Origin of the sequence: Cupriavidus sp. SS-3 (genome assembly GCF_035818815.1) — a bacterium.
Classification (GTDB): Bacteria; Pseudomonadota; Gammaproteobacteria; order Burkholderiales; family Burkholderiaceae; genus Cupriavidus; species Cupriavidus taiwanensis_C.
Window position 1 is genome coordinate 238,667 of record NZ_JAYLVT010000005.1, and the last position, 16,000, is coordinate 254,666.

20 protein-coding genes are annotated in these 16,000 nt (G+C 67.8%); 3 read left to right on the forward strand and 17 right to left on the reverse strand.

What is annotated here, in order from left to right:
* Positions 1-77: 77 nt before the first annotated feature.
* The 4 genes from cyoE to U9J39_RS10720 form a co-directional block, all read right to left on the reverse strand.
* Positions 78-1,022, reverse strand: a complete 945-nt coding sequence (gene cyoE / locus U9J39_RS10705; protein ID WP_115708012.1) for a heme o synthase — start codon at positions 1,020-1,022, stop codon at positions 78-80.
* A complete protein-coding gene (locus U9J39_RS10710; RefSeq protein WP_115679284.1) occupies positions 1,019-2,122 on the reverse strand; it encodes a COX15/CtaA family protein in 1,104 nt (367 codons plus the stop codon). The genes cyoE and U9J39_RS10710 overlap by 4 nt, the downstream gene beginning before the upstream one ends.
* 9 nt (positions 2,123-2,131) lie before the next feature.
* Entirely contained in the window at positions 2,132-2,782 is a 651-nt protein-coding gene (locus U9J39_RS10715) for an SCO family protein (RefSeq protein ID WP_116313223.1), read from the reverse strand.
* Positions 2,783-2,853: 71 nt separating this feature from the next.
* Complete coding sequence (locus tag U9J39_RS10720; protein ID WP_116312099.1) at positions 2,854-3,609, reverse strand: SURF1 family protein; 756 nt, start codon at positions 3,607-3,609, stop codon at positions 2,854-2,856.
* 90 nt (positions 3,610-3,699) lie between these two features.
* Here U9J39_RS10720 and U9J39_RS10725 point away from each other — a divergent pair, with 90 nt between their 5' ends.
* A complete protein-coding gene (locus U9J39_RS10725) occupies positions 3,700-3,909 on the forward strand; it encodes a twin transmembrane helix small protein (protein WP_012351630.1) in 210 nt (69 codons plus the stop codon).
* Positions 3,910-4,053: 144 nt separating this feature from the next.
* On the opposite strand, the gene U9J39_RS10730 is transcribed toward U9J39_RS10725, so the two are convergent.
* The 8 genes from U9J39_RS10730 to U9J39_RS10765 form a co-directional block, all read right to left on the reverse strand.
* Positions 4,054-4,914: a cytochrome c oxidase subunit 3 gene (locus U9J39_RS10730; protein WP_115705699.1), complete on the reverse strand. Its 861-nt coding sequence runs from the start codon at positions 4,912-4,914 to the stop codon at positions 4,054-4,056.
* A gap of 144 nt (positions 4,915-5,058) precedes the next feature.
* The gene (locus U9J39_RS10735; protein WP_062796590.1) at positions 5,059-5,283 is read right to left on the reverse strand and encodes a DUF2970 domain-containing protein; all 225 of its coding nucleotides are present in this window, start codon (positions 5,281-5,283) and stop codon (positions 5,059-5,061) included.
* A 37-nt stretch (positions 5,284-5,320) separates the two neighbouring features.
* On the reverse strand, positions 5,321-5,944 hold the full coding sequence (locus U9J39_RS10740) for a cytochrome c oxidase assembly protein (RefSeq protein WP_116312098.1): 624 nt from the start codon (positions 5,942-5,944) through the stop codon (positions 5,321-5,323).
* A gap of 17 nt (positions 5,945-5,961) precedes the next feature.
* A complete protein-coding gene (locus tag U9J39_RS10745; protein WP_217449847.1) occupies positions 5,962-6,093 on the reverse strand; it encodes a cytochrome oxidase small assembly protein in 132 nt (43 codons plus the stop codon).
* A gap of 75 nt (positions 6,094-6,168) precedes the next feature.
* Complete coding sequence (gene ctaD, locus U9J39_RS10750; protein ID WP_018008672.1) at positions 6,169-7,776, reverse strand: cytochrome c oxidase subunit I; 1,608 nt, start codon at positions 7,774-7,776, stop codon at positions 6,169-6,171.
* Between the two features lie 38 nt (positions 7,777-7,814).
* On the reverse strand, positions 7,815-9,077 hold the full coding sequence (coxB, locus tag U9J39_RS10755; RefSeq protein WP_115708004.1) for a cytochrome c oxidase subunit II: 1,263 nt from the start codon (positions 9,075-9,077) through the stop codon (positions 7,815-7,817).
* A 58-nt stretch (positions 9,078-9,135) separates the two neighbouring features.
* Positions 9,136-9,645, reverse strand: coding sequence for a DUF2244 domain-containing protein (locus U9J39_RS10760; RefSeq protein WP_018008670.1), 510 nt, complete (start codon positions 9,643-9,645; stop codon positions 9,136-9,138).
* 269 nt (positions 9,646-9,914) lie between these two features.
* The gene (locus U9J39_RS10765; RefSeq protein WP_172581716.1) at positions 9,915-10,868 is read right to left on the reverse strand and encodes a methyltransferase domain-containing protein; all 954 of its coding nucleotides are present in this window, start codon (positions 10,866-10,868) and stop codon (positions 9,915-9,917) included.
* On the opposite strand from U9J39_RS10765, the gene U9J39_RS10770 reads away from it, so the two are divergent.
* Both U9J39_RS10770 and trmL read left to right on the forward strand, forming a co-directional pair.
* Entirely contained in the window at positions 10,857-11,714 is an 858-nt protein-coding gene (locus U9J39_RS10770; protein ID WP_240987644.1) for a ComF family protein, read from the forward strand. The two genes, U9J39_RS10765 and U9J39_RS10770, sit on opposite strands and share 12 nt — an antisense overlap.
* Positions 11,715-11,810: 96 nt before the next feature.
* On the forward strand, positions 11,811-12,281 hold the full coding sequence (trmL, locus tag U9J39_RS10775) for a tRNA (uridine(34)/cytosine(34)/5-carboxymethylaminomethyluridine(34)-2'-O)-methyltransferase TrmL (protein WP_115708000.1): 471 nt from the start codon (positions 11,811-11,813) through the stop codon (positions 12,279-12,281).
* Between the two features lie 15 nt (positions 12,282-12,296).
* Here the strand turns inward: trmL and U9J39_RS10780 are convergent, their stop codons facing one another.
* The 5 genes from U9J39_RS10780 to U9J39_RS10800 form a co-directional block, all read right to left on the reverse strand.
* A complete protein-coding gene (locus U9J39_RS10780; protein WP_115679274.1) occupies positions 12,297-13,274 on the reverse strand; it encodes a Bug family tripartite tricarboxylate transporter substrate binding protein in 978 nt (325 codons plus the stop codon).
* Positions 13,275-13,313: 39 nt separating this feature from the next.
* Complete coding sequence (locus tag U9J39_RS10785) at positions 13,314-14,330, reverse strand: NAD(P)H-dependent glycerol-3-phosphate dehydrogenase (protein ID WP_326347023.1); 1,017 nt, start codon at positions 14,328-14,330, stop codon at positions 13,314-13,316.
* A 114-nt stretch (positions 14,331-14,444) separates the two neighbouring features.
* The gene (secB, locus tag U9J39_RS10790) at positions 14,445-14,966 is read right to left on the reverse strand and encodes a protein-export chaperone SecB (protein WP_062796574.1); all 522 of its coding nucleotides are present in this window, start codon (positions 14,964-14,966) and stop codon (positions 14,445-14,447) included.
* Positions 14,967-15,170: 204 nt separating this feature from the next.
* Positions 15,171-15,428, reverse strand: coding sequence for a glutaredoxin 3 (grxC, locus tag U9J39_RS10795; RefSeq protein ID WP_012351615.1), 258 nt, complete (start codon positions 15,426-15,428; stop codon positions 15,171-15,173).
* A 79-nt stretch (positions 15,429-15,507) separates the two neighbouring features.
* Entirely contained in the window at positions 15,508-15,921 is a 414-nt protein-coding gene (locus U9J39_RS10800; RefSeq protein ID WP_326347024.1) for a rhodanese-like domain-containing protein, read from the reverse strand.
* Positions 15,922-16,000: the final 79 nt, after the last annotated feature.

Sequence of the window (16,000 nt, forward strand, 5' to 3'; positions counted from 1 at the left end):
GCAGTATCGCCGATCATGCTGCCGCGCTCGCGCCGGCGCGGCAAGATGCCGCAGCCGGGACACGCGAAAAGAGCAGGTCAGACCTGCGGCACGAACTTGAAGTAGTGGTCGACCAGCAGCGCCGCGAACAGCAGCGACAGGTACAGGATCGAGAAGCGGAAGGTGCGCTGCGCCAGTTCGTCCGAATAGTTCCGGTACAGCTTCCAGGCATAGGCGAGGAAGCCCGCCCCAAGCGCCAGCGCGGCCGCCAGGTAGATGTAGCCGCTCATGCCGTAGACAAAGGGCAGCAGCGTCGCCGCGATCATGATCAGCGTGTACAGCAGGATATGCAGCAGCGTGTAGCGCTCGCCGTGCGTCACCGGCAGCATCGGCAGCCCGGACTTGGCGTAGTCGGCGCGGCGGTACAGCGCCAGCGCCCAGAAGTGCGGCGGGGTCCAGGTGAAGATGATCAGCACCAGGAACCAGGCCTCGGCCGGCACCTCGCCCGCCACCGCGGCCCAGCCCAGCGCCGGCGGCATCGCCCCGGACAGGCCGCCGATGACGATGTTCTGCGGCGTGGCCGGCTTGAGCAGGATGGTGTAGACCACCGCATAACCCAGGAAGGTGGCAAAGGTCAGCCACATGGTCAGGTCGTTGGCGTAGACGTGCAGCAGCCACATGCCCGCGCCGCCCAGGATGGCGGAGAACACCAGCGTCTGCCGCGTGGTGATCTCGCCGGTGGCGGACGGGCGCCAGGCGGTGCGGCGCATCAGTGCATCGATCTTCTGCTCGACCAGGCAATTGATGGCGAAGGCCGCGCCGGCCAGCAGCCAGATGCCGGCGGCGCCGCCGATCAGCACCGACCAAGGCACCATGCCGGGCGTGGCGAGGAACATGCCGATGATGGCGCAGAACACGGCCAGCTGCGTCACGCGCGGCTTGGTCAGGGCGGCATATTGCCGGGCCAGGTGCCGTATGCGGCTCAACCTGCCCAGGGAATGGGGATGGGTAGCGGTAACCACGGAAGGGGTCTTGTCTTTCATGTGGCGCGGGCGGCAGTCGGCACGGCAGCGGGGGCGCCGGCGGCCCGGGTCGTCAGCCCGATATTGTAGTGGAGACGGACCAGCAGCAGCAGCAGCACCGCGGCGCCGCCGTTATGCGCGACCGCCGCCACCAGCGGCCAGTCGAACACGATATTCGACATCCCGGTGGCCAGTTGCAGCACCAGCGTCGCCAGCAGCCAGCCGGCGGCGCGGCTGAGCCCTTCGAGCCGGCGCGCACGCAGGGCGAACCATGCCAGGTAGCCCAGCACGATCACGGCAAAGCCGCGATGCACCCAGTGGATCGCCACCAGCGCCGCGTGCGGGATGTAGTCGCCGTCCGCGGTCATGCCCAGCTGGCGCCACAGCGTAAAGCCATGGCGGAAGTCCATCTCCGGCACCAGCTGGCCATTGCACAGCGGGAAGTCGGTGCAGGCCAGCACCGCGTAATTGGTGCTGACCCAGCCGCCCAGGAAGATCTGGATCACCAGCAGCAGCAGGCCGATGCGCACCGGCCAGCGCAGACGCGCCGCCTGCGGCGCGACCGGGTGCGGCGGGTCGTTGCGCGAGCCCAGCTGGATCAGCACCGCCAGCAGCGCCATGCCGAGCATCAGGTGCGTGACGACGATGATGGGCTGCAGCTTCAGGGTCACGGTGAAGGCGCCGAAGGCGCCCTGCACGCACACCAGCAGCAGCACCCCGGTGGCGAACCACGGCGACTGCTTCAGTTCGCGCCGCTTGACCCACGCCAGCACCATCAGCGTGATGATCAGCACGCCGACGGCCATGGCGAAGTAGCGGTGGATCATCTCGATCCATGCCTTGGCCAGCGTCACCGGTCCGCTGGGCATGGCGGTCTCGGCCGCGCGGATCGGCTCCATGGCGGCATGCGGGTTGGAATGCCCGTAGCAGCCCGGCCAGTCCGGGCAACCCAGCCCGGAGTCGGTCAGCCGCGTGAAGCTGCCGAACATGATCAGGTCCAGCGTCAGGAACGCCGTGATCCAGGCAAGCTTGCGGTACTTGTTGCGGTCACCCTTCACCATCACGTAGGACAGCGGAAACAGCGCGATCAGGACGCCGATAATGGCCAGTTGCAGCAGCATGCCGTCCCCTCAGCCGATGCGCGAGACCTTGAGCAGCTTCTTCAGGTCGCCGCTCATTTTCTTGGGATCCGGGTCCTGCGGGAAGCGCATCATCAGGTTGCCCAGCGGGTCGACCAGGAACAGCGTGTCCTCGGCGCGCTTGCCCGGCTCGGCCGGCAACCACTGCTGCGCGGCCTGGCGGTCGATACGCAGGAAGCGCACGCCCGCGTAGGGCTCGTTGTAGGCAGAGACCAGGCGTTCGTCGATCTTGCCGTCGTCGGTCACCAGCCACACCGGCACGATGCGCAGGCGGTCCTGCCCCTGCCCGGCGCGGATCTGGCGGATGGTGAACAGCTTCTTCGCGCAGGCCTCGTCGCAGGCCGACGGATCGGCGCTGACCAGCAGCCACTTGCCGCGGAACTGCTCCAGCGGCACGGCCTGGCCCTGCTCGTCGGTGACGCGCACCGGCGGCATCGGCCGCTGCGGGTCGACCAGCGCGCCGTAGTTGGTGGCGCCGCCGCGCGGCTTGATCACGTAGTAGGTAAAGTACGAGGCAATCACCGGCGACGCGCATACCAGCAGCAGCATCAGCATCTGCAGGCGGCCACGGCGCGTGCGCGCGTCGATGCGGGGGTCGCGCGGCGAAGCCGCGGCGGCCGGAGCGGAGTCTTGCTGTGCCATGGAGTACGTCTGTCCTTTGTTCGGCAAGCCCATGCACCGGTACGCGGCGCAAGGGCGGTCAATTCATTCGATCAGGGTGCGGCCAGCCGCCGTGCGCGGCGCCAGCCCAGCACAACCACCAGCACCACCGTCAGCGCGGCCAGCCCGAACCACTGGAAGGCATAGCCATAGTGGCGCTCGGCGCCGACGTCGGCTGGCAGCCAGTCGCGCGCCAGGCCGTCGCCGCTATCGCTGCGCTGCTCGATCACCAGCGGGTGCAGGGCCAGCCCGGTTTCGGCGGCATACGGCGCGATCTCGAGGTTCTGGCGGATCCGGCTGCCGGCCGCCTCCTGGCCCAGGCTATAGACCCGCGGCACACCGGCCAGTGCCGTGCCGGTGATGGTCACCTCGCCCTCGGGCGTCGGGAACGGCGCGATCCGGGTGCGGTCCTGTGCATCGCGCGGCAGCCAGCCGCGCAGCACCAGCACCGCGCGTTGAGCGCCGGCCTCATCGGGCGCCGCGCCGATCACCAGCGGCGTCACCACCAGGAAGCCGGCGCGGCTGTCGCCGCTGCGGCCGCCGGTGCCGTGGGGGCGATTATCCAGCAATACGGTGCGCGATGCGTCGAAGCGACCGGTCACGCGCACCACGCGATCGGTCACAACTTGTGACAGCGGCGCCGTGCCGAGCATGACGGGCGGCTGCGCGCCGAGCGCCTGCAGCCGCGCGGCGCGAGCTTCCTTCTCATGCGCGCGATCGAGCTGCCAGTGGCCCAGCGCGCAGGTCACCGCGATCACGACCATTGCGGCGGCCAGCGGCAAGGGGCTGGCGAAGCGGCGCCAGCTCATCGCCGCGGCGGCACTGCGCAGCGGGTGCCGGTGCGATAATGGCCCTGTGCGCCGCACGTCGCGCCGCGCCTGCCCCCAATCCGCCCCGCCATGCGCTTTGTCATCATCATCGCCTTCATCCTGATCATCGCCAGCCTGGCCTCGGCCCTGTTCTTCATGATGCGCGACCGCGGCAAGACGCCCAACATGATGCGCTCGCTGATGCTGCGCGTGGGCTTCTCGGTGGCGCTGTTCCTGTTCATCCTGTTCTCGAGCTGGATGGGCTGGATCCACAGCACTGGCATCCGCATGGCGCCTTGAACGGGCGCGCCGCGCCGGCTCCGACCGCAGCCCGCAAAAGACAAACGCCGCAGGCTGGCCAGGCCCCTGCGGCGTTTCTCTTTTGCGTTGGCGCCGGCGGTCCCGGTCAGTCCCGGGGCCCGCCGGCCGGTACGGCAGCCGGATTTACAGCCAGTACACCACGATGTAGAGGAACAGCCACACCACGTCAACGAAGTGCCAGTACCAGGCCGCGCCTTCGAAGGCGAAGTGGTGCTCGGGGGTGAAGTGGCCCTTCAGCACGCGGATCAGCACCACCGCCAGCATGATCGCGCCCATGGTCACATGGAAACCGTGGAAGCCAGTCAGCAGGAAGAAGGTCGAGCCGTAGATGCCCGAGCTCAGCTTCAGGTTCAGGTCCGAGTAGGCGTGCATGTACTCGTACACCTGGAAGCCCATGAAGATCGCGCCCAGCAGGATGGTCAGCGACAGGCCCTGGATCAGCTGGCTGCGCTTGCCGGCCAGCAGCGCGTGGTGCGCCCACGTCAGCGTCACGCCCGACATCAGCAGCAGCGCGGTGTTGATGGTCGGAATCGGCCACGGGCCCATGGTCTGGAAGTTTTCCACCACGCCGGCCGGGCCGGTGTTGGGCCATACCGCGGCAAAGTCGGGCCACAGGATCTTGTTGTTCAGGTCGCCGAGCCACGGCATGGCGATGGCGCGGGCATAGAACAGCGCGCCGAAGAACGCGGCGAAGAACATCACCTCGGAGAAGATGAACCAGCCCATCGACCAGCGGAACGACAGGTCGATGTTCTTGCCGTACATGCCGCCTTCGGACTCGCTGATGGCGTCGCCAAACCAGCTCTTGAGCACGAACAGGAACCACAGCAGGCCGAAGCCGCACAGGTACGGCGCCCAGGGCTGCCCGTTTACCCAACCGGCGGCGCCGGCGCCCGTCATCAGCAGGCCGAAGCTTGCGGTGATGGGGTGGCGCGACGGGCCCGGTACGAAGTAGTACGGAGCGTTTGCGCGATTCGCACTCATTCTTTTATCTCCAGCTCAGAGTCTTTGATTCAGTATTCGTTGTCCCCGCCTTGGCACTGCAGGCCAACCGCCTCCTCTGGTTGGCCCCGCCGCCGCGGTTGCTTTGTTCTGCGACTGCTTTTGTTGTCTACCCTTCCTGCCCTGCTACGCCGCCGCCTGGCTGACCACCATGCGCACGATCACGACCAGGACCGCGATGAACACCGCCGCCGCGATCAGCCCGGCGATCACCACATGCACCGGGTTCAGCCGGGCCATGTCGCGTTCGTGCTCCGCGCCCTTGCGCAAGCCGATGAACGACCACAGCACCGCGCGCATGGTCTGCGCAAACGACAGCTTGCGCTTGACCGCGTCCTTCATCTCATCCATCGCCCGTCCTCCGCTTGACCGGCCCCGGCCGCTCGCTTCAGATGCCCTTGCCGGCCGGTGCGGGCTGCGGCGCCAGCTGGCCTTCGGGCGCCTGCGCCACCGGCGCGCCCACCTCGAAGAAGGTGTACGACAGCGTAATGCTCTTCACATCCTTGGGCAGCGCGGGATCGATCACGAACACCACCGGCATCTCGCGCGCCTCGTTCGCCTTGAGCGTCTGCTGCTTGAAGCAGAAGCACTCCAGCTTCATGAAATACTGGGTCGCCTGCTTGGGCGCGTAGCTCGGGATGGCCTGCGCCGAGATCTCGCGCGGCTGCCCGTTGGCCACCTCGTAGACGATCGTCGCCATCTCGCCGGGATGCACTTCCATGCTGTTCTTCACCGGCCGGAAGGCGAAGGGCCCGCGCGCGTTGGAGTCGAACTCCACCGTGATGGTGCGGCTCTTGTCGATCTGCGTGTTTTTCACCGTGCCATGCAGTTCGCGCGTGGTGATCACGTTGAGGCCGGTGATTTCACAGATCTTCTTGTACAGCGGCACCAGCGCGTAGCCAAAGCCGAACATCACGGCAACGATCACGACCAGCCGCAGCATCATGCCGCGGTTGAACCGCTTGTCCGCTTCCTTGTCCGCTTCCCTTCGCGACTGCTGCTCGATGCTCATCTCGCTACCCTGCCGCCTCAGCCAAGGAATTTCATCTTGGCGAAGAACCCCAGAAAGAAAACCACCACGATCGACAACAGGATCAGGCCAAGGCGCCGGTTGGCGGCCTTGTGGTCCGGGCGTGACGGGCTTTTGTCTGGAGACTGCATAACGGTCTTGATACCTGCCGGCGCGGAGGGACGAACGCTGTCGCCCCTCCGCGGCCTGGTTACGCGGGTACCGCCTTAGCGGACCTGCGGGGGAACTTCAAAGGTGTGGAACGGCGCCGGCGACGGCACGGTCCACTCCAGGCCCTCGGCGCCATCCCAGGGCTTGTCCGAGGCCTGCTGGCCGCCGCGGTACGACGGCAGCACCACGAAGAAGAAGAAATACACCTGCATCAGGCCGAAGCCGAGCGCACCGATCGACGCGATCGCGTTGAAGTCGGCGAACTGGGTCGGGTAGTCGGCATAGCGGCGCGGCATGCCGGCCAGGCCCAGGAAGTGCATCGGGAAGAAGGTCACGTTGAAGAAGATCAGCGAACCCCAGAAGTGGATCTGGCCGCGAGCCTCGTTGTACATGAACCCGCTCCACTTCGGACCCCAGTAGTAGAAGCCCGCGAACAGCGCGAACAGCGAGCCGGCCACCAGCACATAGTGGAAGTGCGCGACGATGAAGTAGGTGTCCTGCAGCTGGATGTCGATCGGGGCCACGGCCGGCATCAGGCCGGTGAAGCCGCCGATGGTGAACACGAAGATAAAGCCGATCGCGAACAGCATCGGGGTCTCGAAGGTCATCGAGCCGCGCCACATGGTGGCGATCCAGTTGAAGATCTTCACGGCCGTCGGCACCGCGATCAGCATGGTCGCGTACATGAAGAACAGCTGGCCGGTCACCGGCATGCCGGTGGTGAACATGTGGTGCGCCCACACGATGAACGACAGGATGGCGATCGACGCGGTGGCATACACCATCGAGCTGTAGCCGAACAGGCGCTTGCGCGCGAACGCCGGCACCACGTGCGAGATGATCCCGAATGCCGGCAGGATCATGATGTAGACCTCGGGGTGGCCGAAGAACCAGAAGATATGCTGGTACATCACCGGGTCGCCGCCGCCGGCGGCCGAGAAGAAGCTCGTGCCGAAGTGGCGATCGGTCAGCACCATGGTGATGGCGCCGGCCAGCACCGGCATCACGGCGATCAGCAGGTAGGCGGTGATCAGCCAGGTCCAGCAGAACATCGGCATCTTCATCAGCGTCATGCCGGGGGCGCGCATGTTGAGGATGGTCACGATGATGTTGATCGAGCCCATGATCGACGACGCGCCCATGATGTGCATGGCGAAGATGGCCATGTCCATGCCCGGGCCCATCTGCACCGACAGCGGCGCGTACAGGGTCCAGCCCGCGGCGGTGGCGCCGCCCGGCACGAAGAACGAGCCGGCCAGCAGCAGCGCGGCCGGCGGCATCAGCCAGAAGCTGAAGTTGTTCATGCGCGCGAACGCCATGTCGGAGGCGCCGATCTGCAGCGGGATCATCCAGTTGGCGAAGCCGACGAAGGCCGGCATGATCGCGCCGAACACCATCACCAGGCCGTGCATGGTGGTGAACTGGTTGAACAGCTCGGGGCGGAAGAACTGCAGGCCGGGCTCGAACAGTTCCAGGCGGATCAGCAGTGCCAGCACGCCGCCCGACAGCAGCATGATGAACGAGAACAGCAGGTACAGCGTACCGATGTCCTTGTGGTTGGTGGCGAACAGCCAGCGGCGCCAGCCATGCGGGTGATCGTGCGCGTGGTCGTCATGCGCGTGATCGTGCGGATGGGCGAGTGCGTCCGGGGTAGCAGTACTCATCGCAAATGCTCCTCTAATCCTGTTCTGTCTTCAGCGGGTCAGCCCGCGACGCGGTTGCCCGCGAGGCTGGCCTGCTTGTCAGCCTGAGCGGCCGGCTTGGCCTCGGCCTTCGGCGCTTCGCCGCCGGCCGCGCCGCCGCCTTCGGGGAACTTGCCCGCGCGGGCGCCCACGAATTCGCTCGGCTGGATCACTTCACCCGTCTTGTTGCCCCAGGCGTTGCGCGTATAGGTCATGACCGTGGCCAGCTCGGTGTCCGACAGCTGCTTCCACGACGGCATGCCGCCCTTGCCTTCCAGCAGCATGTGCATCTGGCCGGCCTTCGGGCCGGTCACGATCTTGGAGCCGTCCAGCGCCGGGAACGCGCCGCCGCCCTTGCCGTTGGGCTGGTGGCAGACCGCGCAGTTGGCCGCGTAGATCTTCTCGCCGCGCACCTTGGCTTCGTCCAGGGTCCAGGTCTTGTTGGGATCGTCGGCCTTGGCCGCCAGCTCCTTCTTCTTGCCGTCGACCCACTTGGTGTAGTCGGCGTCGGAGACCACGCGCACCACGATCGGCATGAAGGCGTGTTCCTTGCCGCACAGCTCGGCGCACTGGCCGCGGTACACGCCGATCTTCTCGGCCTTGAACCAGGTGTCGCGCACGAAGCCCGGGATCGCATCCTGCTTGACGCCGAAGGCCGGGATCATCCAGGCGTGGATCACGTCGTTGGCGGTGGTGACGATGCGGATCTTCTTGTTGACCGGCACGACCAGCTCGTTGTCCACCTCCATCAGGTAGGTGTTCGACTTGGCCTGCTCGTTGTTGATCTGCTCGCGCGGAGTGGTCAGGGTCGAGACGAAGGAGATGCCCTCGCCTTCGCCCTTCAGGTAGTCATAGCCCCACTTCCACTGGTAGCCGGTGGCCTTGATGGTGACGTCGGAGTTGGTGGTGTCCTTCATCGCGACCACGGTCTTGGTGGCCGGCAGGGCCATCGCGATCACGATCAGGAACGGGACGATGGTCCACACCACCTCGACGGTGATGCTCTCGTGGAAGGAGGCGGGCTTGGCGCCCTTGGCCTTGCGGTGCGTGAAGATGGAATAAAACATCACCGCGAACACCGCGATGAAGATCACCGTGCAGATGATCAGCATCATCCAGTTCAGCCAGTGAATCTGTTCGGCGATCTTGGTAACCGGCTCGGTCAGGTTGAGCTGGCGCACGGCGGGGCCGCCCGGCATGTCGCTGACCGCGGATGCCGCCTGGCTGGCAAGCAGGGACGCGCCGGCCAGACAAACTGCGGATGCCTTCTTCCACATTTTCATTTGTTATCTACCCAATTTACAGATTCAAATCTGTCCCCGCCGCCGCTTGTGCCGCCTCTCAGAGGCGGCGCAAGGCCGCTGCGAGCTCCTGCGCGAACTTGCGTCGCCGGTACGGGTCCACGTAACACCCCACCTGTACCGCACGCCTGCCCGAGCGCAGTGTCACCAGCGCGCGGAACGATTCACCCAGTTCGATCCGCACCCAGCACGGATTGAATTCCTGGCGCGTCACCCGTCCGGCGCTGGCTGTCTCCACGACCAGCGTGCCGTCGGTGATGCTGACGCGCTCATAGTCCGTCGCATGGCGCGCATACACAAGCAGGGCGATGCCCAGCCCGATCAGCTCGATGCTGGCAAAGGGCAGCACGAGCCACGACCCTTGCCAGGCGAAAAACAACGCGATGGCAAGCGAAACCGTGAGGATCGAGAGGTAAAACCAGCCGACCTGGCGTGGACTCAGCGAGCAATTCCGCTTCATCAGCCAGTCGTGGGGCGAGGAGGAAGGTCCGTCGAGATTTCCGCCGGAGTCACCACCTGCCGTCTGGAATGCGATACCCAAGTCTTGCATCGCCAACCACTCTGCATCGGATGCACACCCGGGACGATGGCGTCCGGACCGCACAGTGCGTGCAAACCAGGACGTTCTTGTGCCAGGGGACCACTGCGACAAACTGGCGCATTATAGGGCGCTTCCCATACACGGACAAGGGCGCGCCTTGACCACAAGGCTTGCGCGCCGCCTGATTCTGTGCATGGGCCGTAATGCTGCCATCGCCCTGCCCGCCGCGCCGGCTCTATGTTTGCGGCAATCCGCCACCGGCGCAAGTTAACTCAGTTTTAACCTGCGCGACGCGGTTTTGCACGGCCGATCTGGTCCAGCGGCACCACCGCGCGGCCCTCGCCGTCACGCGCCTGCGCGCCGCGCGGCGCCAGCTTCCAGGCATGGCCGTAGACGATCTCGAAGCTCAGCGGGATCACGCCCTCGGCGTTGCGCCGCCGCTCCAGCGCCTGCGTCAGCGCCTGGTACCAGCCGCGGCCGCGCAGGCCCTGCGGCGGCGCCCCGGCCGGCGCGCGCAGGCCGCCGAAGGCCTGCACCTCGCGCAGCAGCGTGGCGGGCGACTCGTAGGTCACGGTCAGGGTCTCCATGTCCATCACCGGGGTCGACCAGCCGCTGTGCACCAGCATGTCGCCGATGTCGTGCATGTCGACAAAGCGCAACGTATGGGGCACGTCGTCGACCTCGGCGAAGGCCGCGCGCAGCTCCTTCAGGGAGTCGGGGCCGAACAGCGAGAACAGCACCAGCCCCTCGTCGCGCGCCACCCGGTGCCACTCCGGGAACACGCGGTGCGGCTCCGGATGCCAGTGCAGGGCCAGGTTGGACCACAGCAGGTCGAAGCTCGCGGGCGCAAAAGGCAGTGTGGCAAGATCGCCCTGGACCAGGTCGAACAGCGGCCGCTTGCCCAGCATGCGGCCGATCCAGCCGGGCCGGCGCTGCGGATCGCGCTGGCCGGCCTCGGCCAGCATCGCGCCGGAGATGTCCAGGCCGGCGATCTGCGCATCCGGAAAGCGTGCGCGCAGCCCGGCCAGGCCCTGGCCGTGGCCGCAGCCGATATCGAGCGCACGCTGCGGCGCCAGGCGGATCACCTCCATGCGCTCCTGCATGCGGCGCCCGATCTCGCCCAGCAGGAAATCGAGCTGGCCGAAGCCGCGGCTGCGCCGGTCGAAGGCGAGCCGGGTCAGGCGCGCGGGCGGCAGGAAGGCATCGGGAGAATCGGCGGCATGCAGGGACACGGGCAGACAGGGCAGCAAGGAAAACAGGAACCGGCGCGCGGGCGGGCTCTGCCCAAGGCGCCGGACGAACAAGGCCGCCGCGCCCGATGGGCCGCGACCGGACGGCAAGTATACGCGCGCGCCGCGCAGGCTGCCGGCGCTGCCGGCCGCGCCTGGTCCAGTGCGCGCGAACAGTTGTTGCCGAGCGCCTGCGCGCTGTGCGGGACGGTGCAGCGGCAGGTGGTGTGCGCGCCCTGCGCCGCCGACCTGCTGCGCCCGGTGCGGCGCTGCCCGGTGTGCGCGCTGGCGCTGGGGCGGCATTTCCACTGCCCGGCCTGCGGCGCCTCGCCGCGCGCCTTCGACCATGCCCATACGCTGGGCGACTACGCCTCGCCGCAGGACCAGCTGGTGCTGGCGCTCAAGTTCGGCCACGCCCTGCCGCTGGCGGCGTGGCTCGCCGCCAGGCTGGCGGAGGGCTTGCCCGGGGCCTGGGCCGCGGTCCGGCATGCCGCACCCGACCTGATCGTGCCGGTGCCGCTGTCGCCGCAACGGCTGGCCGCGCGCGGCTTCAACCAGGCCTGGGAAATCGCGCGGCCGCTGGCGCGCCGCCTGGGCCTGCGCGCCGACCCGGTGCTGCTGCAACGCCAGCGCGACACCGGCAGCCAGCGCGCGCTGGACCTCGCCGCGCGGCAGGTGAACCTGCGCGGTGCGTTCGCGCCCACGCGCGCCACGCGGCTCGACGGCCTGCACGTGGCGCTGGTGGACGATGTGATGACTTCCGGCGCGACCCTGCACGAGGCCGCCGCCGCGCTCAAGGCGCGGGGCGCGGCCCGGGTCAGCGTGATCGTCGCGCTGCGCACGCCATAGCGGGCGGGATGACAGGGGCACAGGCGCGCGGTAAGCTGCGCACCGTTCTGACGAAGGGCGCCCCAGCGCCCGCCATCGCCCGCCATCGCCCGCATCATGTTCAACGTCGTCCTGGTCGAACCGGAAATCCCGCCCAACACTGGCAATGTGATCCGCCTGTGTGCCAACACCGGCGCGCAGCTGCATCTGGTCAAACCCCTGGGATTTCCGCTGGAAGACGCACGCATGCGCCGCGCGGGACTGGATTACCACGAGTACGCCACCATGCGCGTGCACGACAGCTGGGATGCGCTGATGGCCAGCGAACAACCCGACCCGACGCGCATGTTCGCCCTGACCACGCGCGGCTCCACCCCGTTCGGCCAGGTGGCGTTCCGGCCGGGCGACTGGTTCGTGTTCGGCTCCGAGACGCGCGGACTGTCGCCCGAGCGCCGCGAGTGGTTCCCGCCCGCGCAGCGCATCCGGCTGCCGATGCGGCCGGACAACCGCAGCCTGAATCTGTCCAATACGGTTGCCGTGGTGGTGTTCGAAGCCTGGCGGCAGAACGGCTTCGCGGGCGGCAGCTGAAGCTGCCGCGGCGGCTTACTCCGGCTGCACGCCGGCTGCGCGGATTACCTTGTCCCAGCGCGCCTTCTCGCTCGCCATGGTCTGCCGCAGCGATGCCGGCGCGGTGCCGGCCGGCACGAAATACTGCGCGCGCATCTTGTCGCGCACGTCGGCGCTACCGATGATTGCCACCAGTTCGCGATAGAGCCGGTCGATCACCGCCTGCGGCGTGCCCGCGGGCGCCAGCACGGCCTGCCAGGAAATCGCCTCGAAGCCGGGGTAGCCGGATTCCGCCACCGTAGGCACCGACGGCAGCACCGCGGTGCGCCCCGTGGTGGTCACCGCCAGCACGCGCAGCTTGCCGGCGTTGACCTGCGGCATCGCGATCGCCGGCACCATGAAGGCCGCCTGCACCTGCCCGCCGACCATCGCCGTGGTGACCTGCGGGAAGCCGGGATACGGCACGTGCTGCAGGTCGACGCCCGCCATCGCTTTCAGCTGCTCCATCGCCAGGTGCGAGGCGCTGCCGTTGCCGGGCGAGCCATAATTCAGCTCACCCGCCCGGGACCGCGCCAGCGCGACGAACTCGCGCAGGTTGTGCACCGGCAGCCTTGCATCGACCACCAGCACATTGGGCGAGGTCGCCACCAGCGTGACCGGCGCCAGCTGGCGGAACGGGTCGTAGTTGAGGTTGCGCGACAGCGTGGGCGCGGTCACGAGCGGACCGTTGATGGTGAACAGCAGCGTGTAGCCGTCCGGCGCGGCGCGCGCGACCATGCCGGTGCCGATGTTGCCGCCGGCGCCCGGGCGGTTTTCCACCACCACCGGCTGGCCCAGCGCGGCGGCCAGCTTTTCGGTCAGGATGCGCGCGATCAGGTCGGGCGACGAGCCCGGCGGGAACGGCACCACCATGCGCAGCGGCCGCGCCGGCCAGGGTTGGGCGAAAGCGCTGCCGGAGGCCCCGGCGGCGCAGGCGGCAGCGAGCGCGATCAGCGCCTGGCGTCGTGTTGACATGCGATGCAGAAGCTCAGGAATCAGTGGATACGCGGCCTGTCATTCGTCGCGCGCGTCGCGTTGCAGCAGCTGCGCCACCGCGTCGGCGGCGCTGAGCCCGTCGAACAGCACCGCGCAGACGGCGCGCGCGATCGGCATCTCGATGCCGTGCGTGGCGGCCAGCTCGGCCACCGCCTGGGCACAGCGCACACCTTCGGCAACGTGCCCCAGCCCGGCCAGGATCTGCTCCAGGCTCTGCCCCGCCGCCAGTTGCTGGCCCACCTTGCGGTTGCGCGACAGGTCGCCGGTGGCGGTCAGGATCAGGTCGCCCACGCCGGCCAGGCCCATGAAGGTCTCGACCCGGCCGCCCAGCGCCAGCCCCAGGCGCGTCATCTCGGCCAGCCCGCGCGTGACCAGCGCGGCGCGCGCGTTCAGCCCCAGGCCCAGCCCGTCGCTGGCGCCGGTGGCAATCGCCAGCACGTTCTTGACTGCCCCGCCGACTTCCACGCCGGTCAGGTCGTCGCTGCCATAAATACGCATGGCGTGATGGTGGAAAGCCGCCTGCGCGCGGTCCGCCAGCGAGGGCTCGGTGCCGGCCACGGTCAGCGCGCACGGCAGCCCCAGCGCCACCTCGCGGGCGAAGCTGGGGCCGGTCAGCACGCCATAGACAAAGCCCTCGGTGCGCCCGACGGCATCGAGCTCGGCCCGCACCATCTGGTGCGGCAGCAGGTGGGTGCCGGCCTCGAAGCCCTTGCACAGCCACAGCATCGACACCGGCTTCGCGCTGCGCGCGGCCAGCCGGCGCGTCATCTCGCGCAGGCCCGCCACCGGCGTCGCCACCACCACGATGCCGTCCGCATCGTCGGCGGCGTGCGCCACCGCCTGCTCGAAATCCGCCTGCACCGCCAGCCGTTCGGACAGTGTCACGCCGGGCAGGTAGGCAGCATTCTCGCGCGTGGCCGCGAGCGCCGCGAGCTGCGCCGGGTCGCGTCCCCACAACACCACGTCATTGGTGGCCGCGGCATGGCTGGCGAGGGCGGTGCCCCACGCCCCGGCACCCAGGAAGGTCAGTTTCATGGCAGCTCGAACAGTAGTTGGCGCAAGCGCTTTAGCCGCTTGCGCCAACGATGGTAGCCCAAAGGCAAAACGGGGCCGCAGCCCCGTTTCAGTGGATGGCGCAGAACGCCGGGATCAGTGGCGAGCCTGGCTGCCGTCGGGCATGACGATGCCGCTGTTGCCGCCTTCGGCACCACCTTGGGCCTCTTCCATGGCGGCCTGCAGGCGTTGCTCGTACAGCGCCTGGAAGTTGATTTCCGACAGGTGGATGGCCTGGAAGCCGGCGCGCGTGATCACGTCGGCGATATTGCCGCGCAGGTACGGGTAGAGGATGGTGGGGCAGGCAATGCCCAGCAGCGGGTCCAGCTGCTCGACCGGCACGTTGCGGATATCGAAGATACCGGCCTGGTGCGCCTCAACCAGGAAGGCTACCTTGTCCTGCACCTTGGTCGTCACGGTGCCGGTCACCACCACTTCGAAGATGCCTTCCTGCAGCTGCGAAGCGCCGACGTTGACCTGCACTTCGACCGACGGGGCTTCCGATTCCAGGAAGATGGCCGGCGAATTGGGCTGCTCCAGCGACATGTCCTTCAGGTAGACGCGCTGGATGTTGAAGAAAGGTTGATCGTCCTGCTGGGTGTTTTGCTGGTCGCTCATGAAAGGCTTCCGGGAGGATGGGCTGGATGCGTGTCGGGTACGGCGACGGCAACGCCTGCATCGTGCAGGGCCGGCCGGTGCCCGGTTGGAAAACGCATATGGTACATGACGCGAGTGGCGAATTCACCCGCGCCGGAGGGGATGGCGGGACCAGCCCGCGCGAAATCAGACGATTCTGCGCAGGGGCCGTCCCAATGCGCTGCCTCAGGCGGCCAGCAGCGGCACCAGGCCGCCCTGGCGGTCGAGCGCCGAGAGGTCGTCGAAGCCGCCCACGTGGGTGTCGTCGATGTAGATCTGCGGCACGGTGCGGCGGCCGGTGCGACTCATCATCTCTTCACGCTTGCCCGGTTCGCGGTCGATCAGGATCTTCTCGATCGTTTCCACGCCGCGGGACTTGAGCAGGCGTTCAGCCATGACGCAATACGGGCACACCACGGTGCTGTACATGACGACGCGGGCCATGTGGGTTCTCCTTGAATGGCAGTGGGCGCGCCCTGGCCTGGCCGGGAAACGCCGTGACGGTTACGACAGGTTGCCGCGCTTACTTCACCAGCGGCAGGCCGGCCTGCTGCCAGGCGGCAATGCCGCCCTCGAGCGCGTAGATCTCACTGTAACCGGCTTCCTTCAGCGCTGCCTGGGCCTTGCCCGAGCGCTGGCCGGTCTGGCATACCACGATGATTGGGGCAGCCTTGTCCTTTGCAAGCCCGGCCGCGCGCGAGGGCAGGTCGGCCAGCGGCGCGCTCTTGGCCTGCGGCAGGTGGCCCTTGGCGTACTCCGCGGGCTCGCGGATGTCGACCACGACCGCGCCACGCTTGTTGATCATCTGGGTCGCGATGGCCGTATTGACCGACTTGCCGCCCGCGCTGCGCGAGATCGCGGGCCAGGCCAGCAGGCCGCCCGACACCACGGCGAGGGCGATCAGGGCGAGGTTGTTGTAGTCGGCGAAGAAATTCACGTTGGCTTTCCGGTAGGTTGGGTCGGCGGCATTATAAAATACGCGGTTTGGCGTCCAGGCCCTGCCGTTGCACGGCCAT

Excerpts from the sequence above, each read along its gene's own strand:
- cyoE (WP_115708012.1), bottom strand. The coding sequence starts at position 1,022 with ATGAAAGACAAGACCCCTTCCGTGGTTACCGCTACCCATCCCCATTCC.
- U9J39_RS10710 (WP_115679284.1), bottom strand. The coding sequence starts at position 2,122 with ATGCTGCTGCAACTGGCCATTATCGGCGTCCTGATCGCGCTGTTTCCG.
- U9J39_RS10715 (WP_116313223.1), bottom strand. The coding sequence starts at position 2,782 with ATGGCACAGCAAGACTCCGCTCCGGCCGCCGCGGCTTCGCCGCGCGAC.
- U9J39_RS10720 (WP_116312099.1), bottom strand. The coding sequence starts at position 3,609 with ATGAGCTGGCGCCGCTTCGCCAGCCCCTTGCCGCTGGCCGCCGCAATG.
- U9J39_RS10725 (WP_012351630.1), top strand. The coding sequence starts at position 3,700 with ATGCGCTTTGTCATCATCATCGCCTTCATCCTGATCATCGCCAGCCTG.
- U9J39_RS10730 (WP_115705699.1), bottom strand. The coding sequence starts at position 4,914 with ATGAGTGCGAATCGCGCAAACGCTCCGTACTACTTCGTACCGGGCCCG.
- U9J39_RS10735 (WP_062796590.1), bottom strand. The coding sequence starts at position 5,283 with ATGGATGAGATGAAGGACGCGGTCAAGCGCAAGCTGTCGTTTGCGCAG.
- U9J39_RS10740 (WP_116312098.1), bottom strand. The coding sequence starts at position 5,944 with ATGAGCATCGAGCAGCAGTCGCGAAGGGAAGCGGACAAGGAAGCGGAC.
- U9J39_RS10745 (WP_217449847.1), bottom strand. The coding sequence starts at position 6,093 with ATGCAGTCTCCAGACAAAAGCCCGTCACGCCCGGACCACAAGGCCGCC.
- ctaD (WP_018008672.1), bottom strand. The coding sequence starts at position 7,776 with ATGAGTACTGCTACCCCGGACGCACTCGCCCATCCGCACGATCACGCG.
- coxB (WP_115708004.1), bottom strand. The coding sequence starts at position 9,077 with ATGAAAATGTGGAAGAAGGCATCCGCAGTTTGTCTGGCCGGCGCGTCC.
- U9J39_RS10760 (WP_018008670.1), bottom strand. The coding sequence starts at position 9,645 with ATGCAAGACTTGGGTATCGCATTCCAGACGGCAGGTGGTGACTCCGGC.
- U9J39_RS10770 (WP_240987644.1), top strand. The coding sequence starts at position 10,857 with ATGCAGGGACACGGGCAGACAGGGCAGCAAGGAAAACAGGAACCGGCG.
- trmL (WP_115708000.1), top strand. The coding sequence starts at position 11,811 with ATGTTCAACGTCGTCCTGGTCGAACCGGAAATCCCGCCCAACACTGGC.
- U9J39_RS10780 (WP_115679274.1), bottom strand. The coding sequence starts at position 13,274 with ATGTCAACACGACGCCAGGCGCTGATCGCGCTCGCTGCCGCCTGCGCC.
- U9J39_RS10785 (WP_326347023.1), bottom strand. The coding sequence starts at position 14,330 with ATGAAACTGACCTTCCTGGGTGCCGGGGCGTGGGGCACCGCCCTCGCC.
- secB (WP_062796574.1), bottom strand. The coding sequence starts at position 14,966 with ATGAGCGACCAGCAAAACACCCAGCAGGACGATCAACCTTTCTTCAAC.
- grxC (WP_012351615.1), bottom strand. The coding sequence starts at position 15,428 with ATGGCCCGCGTCGTCATGTACAGCACCGTGGTGTGCCCGTATTGCGTC.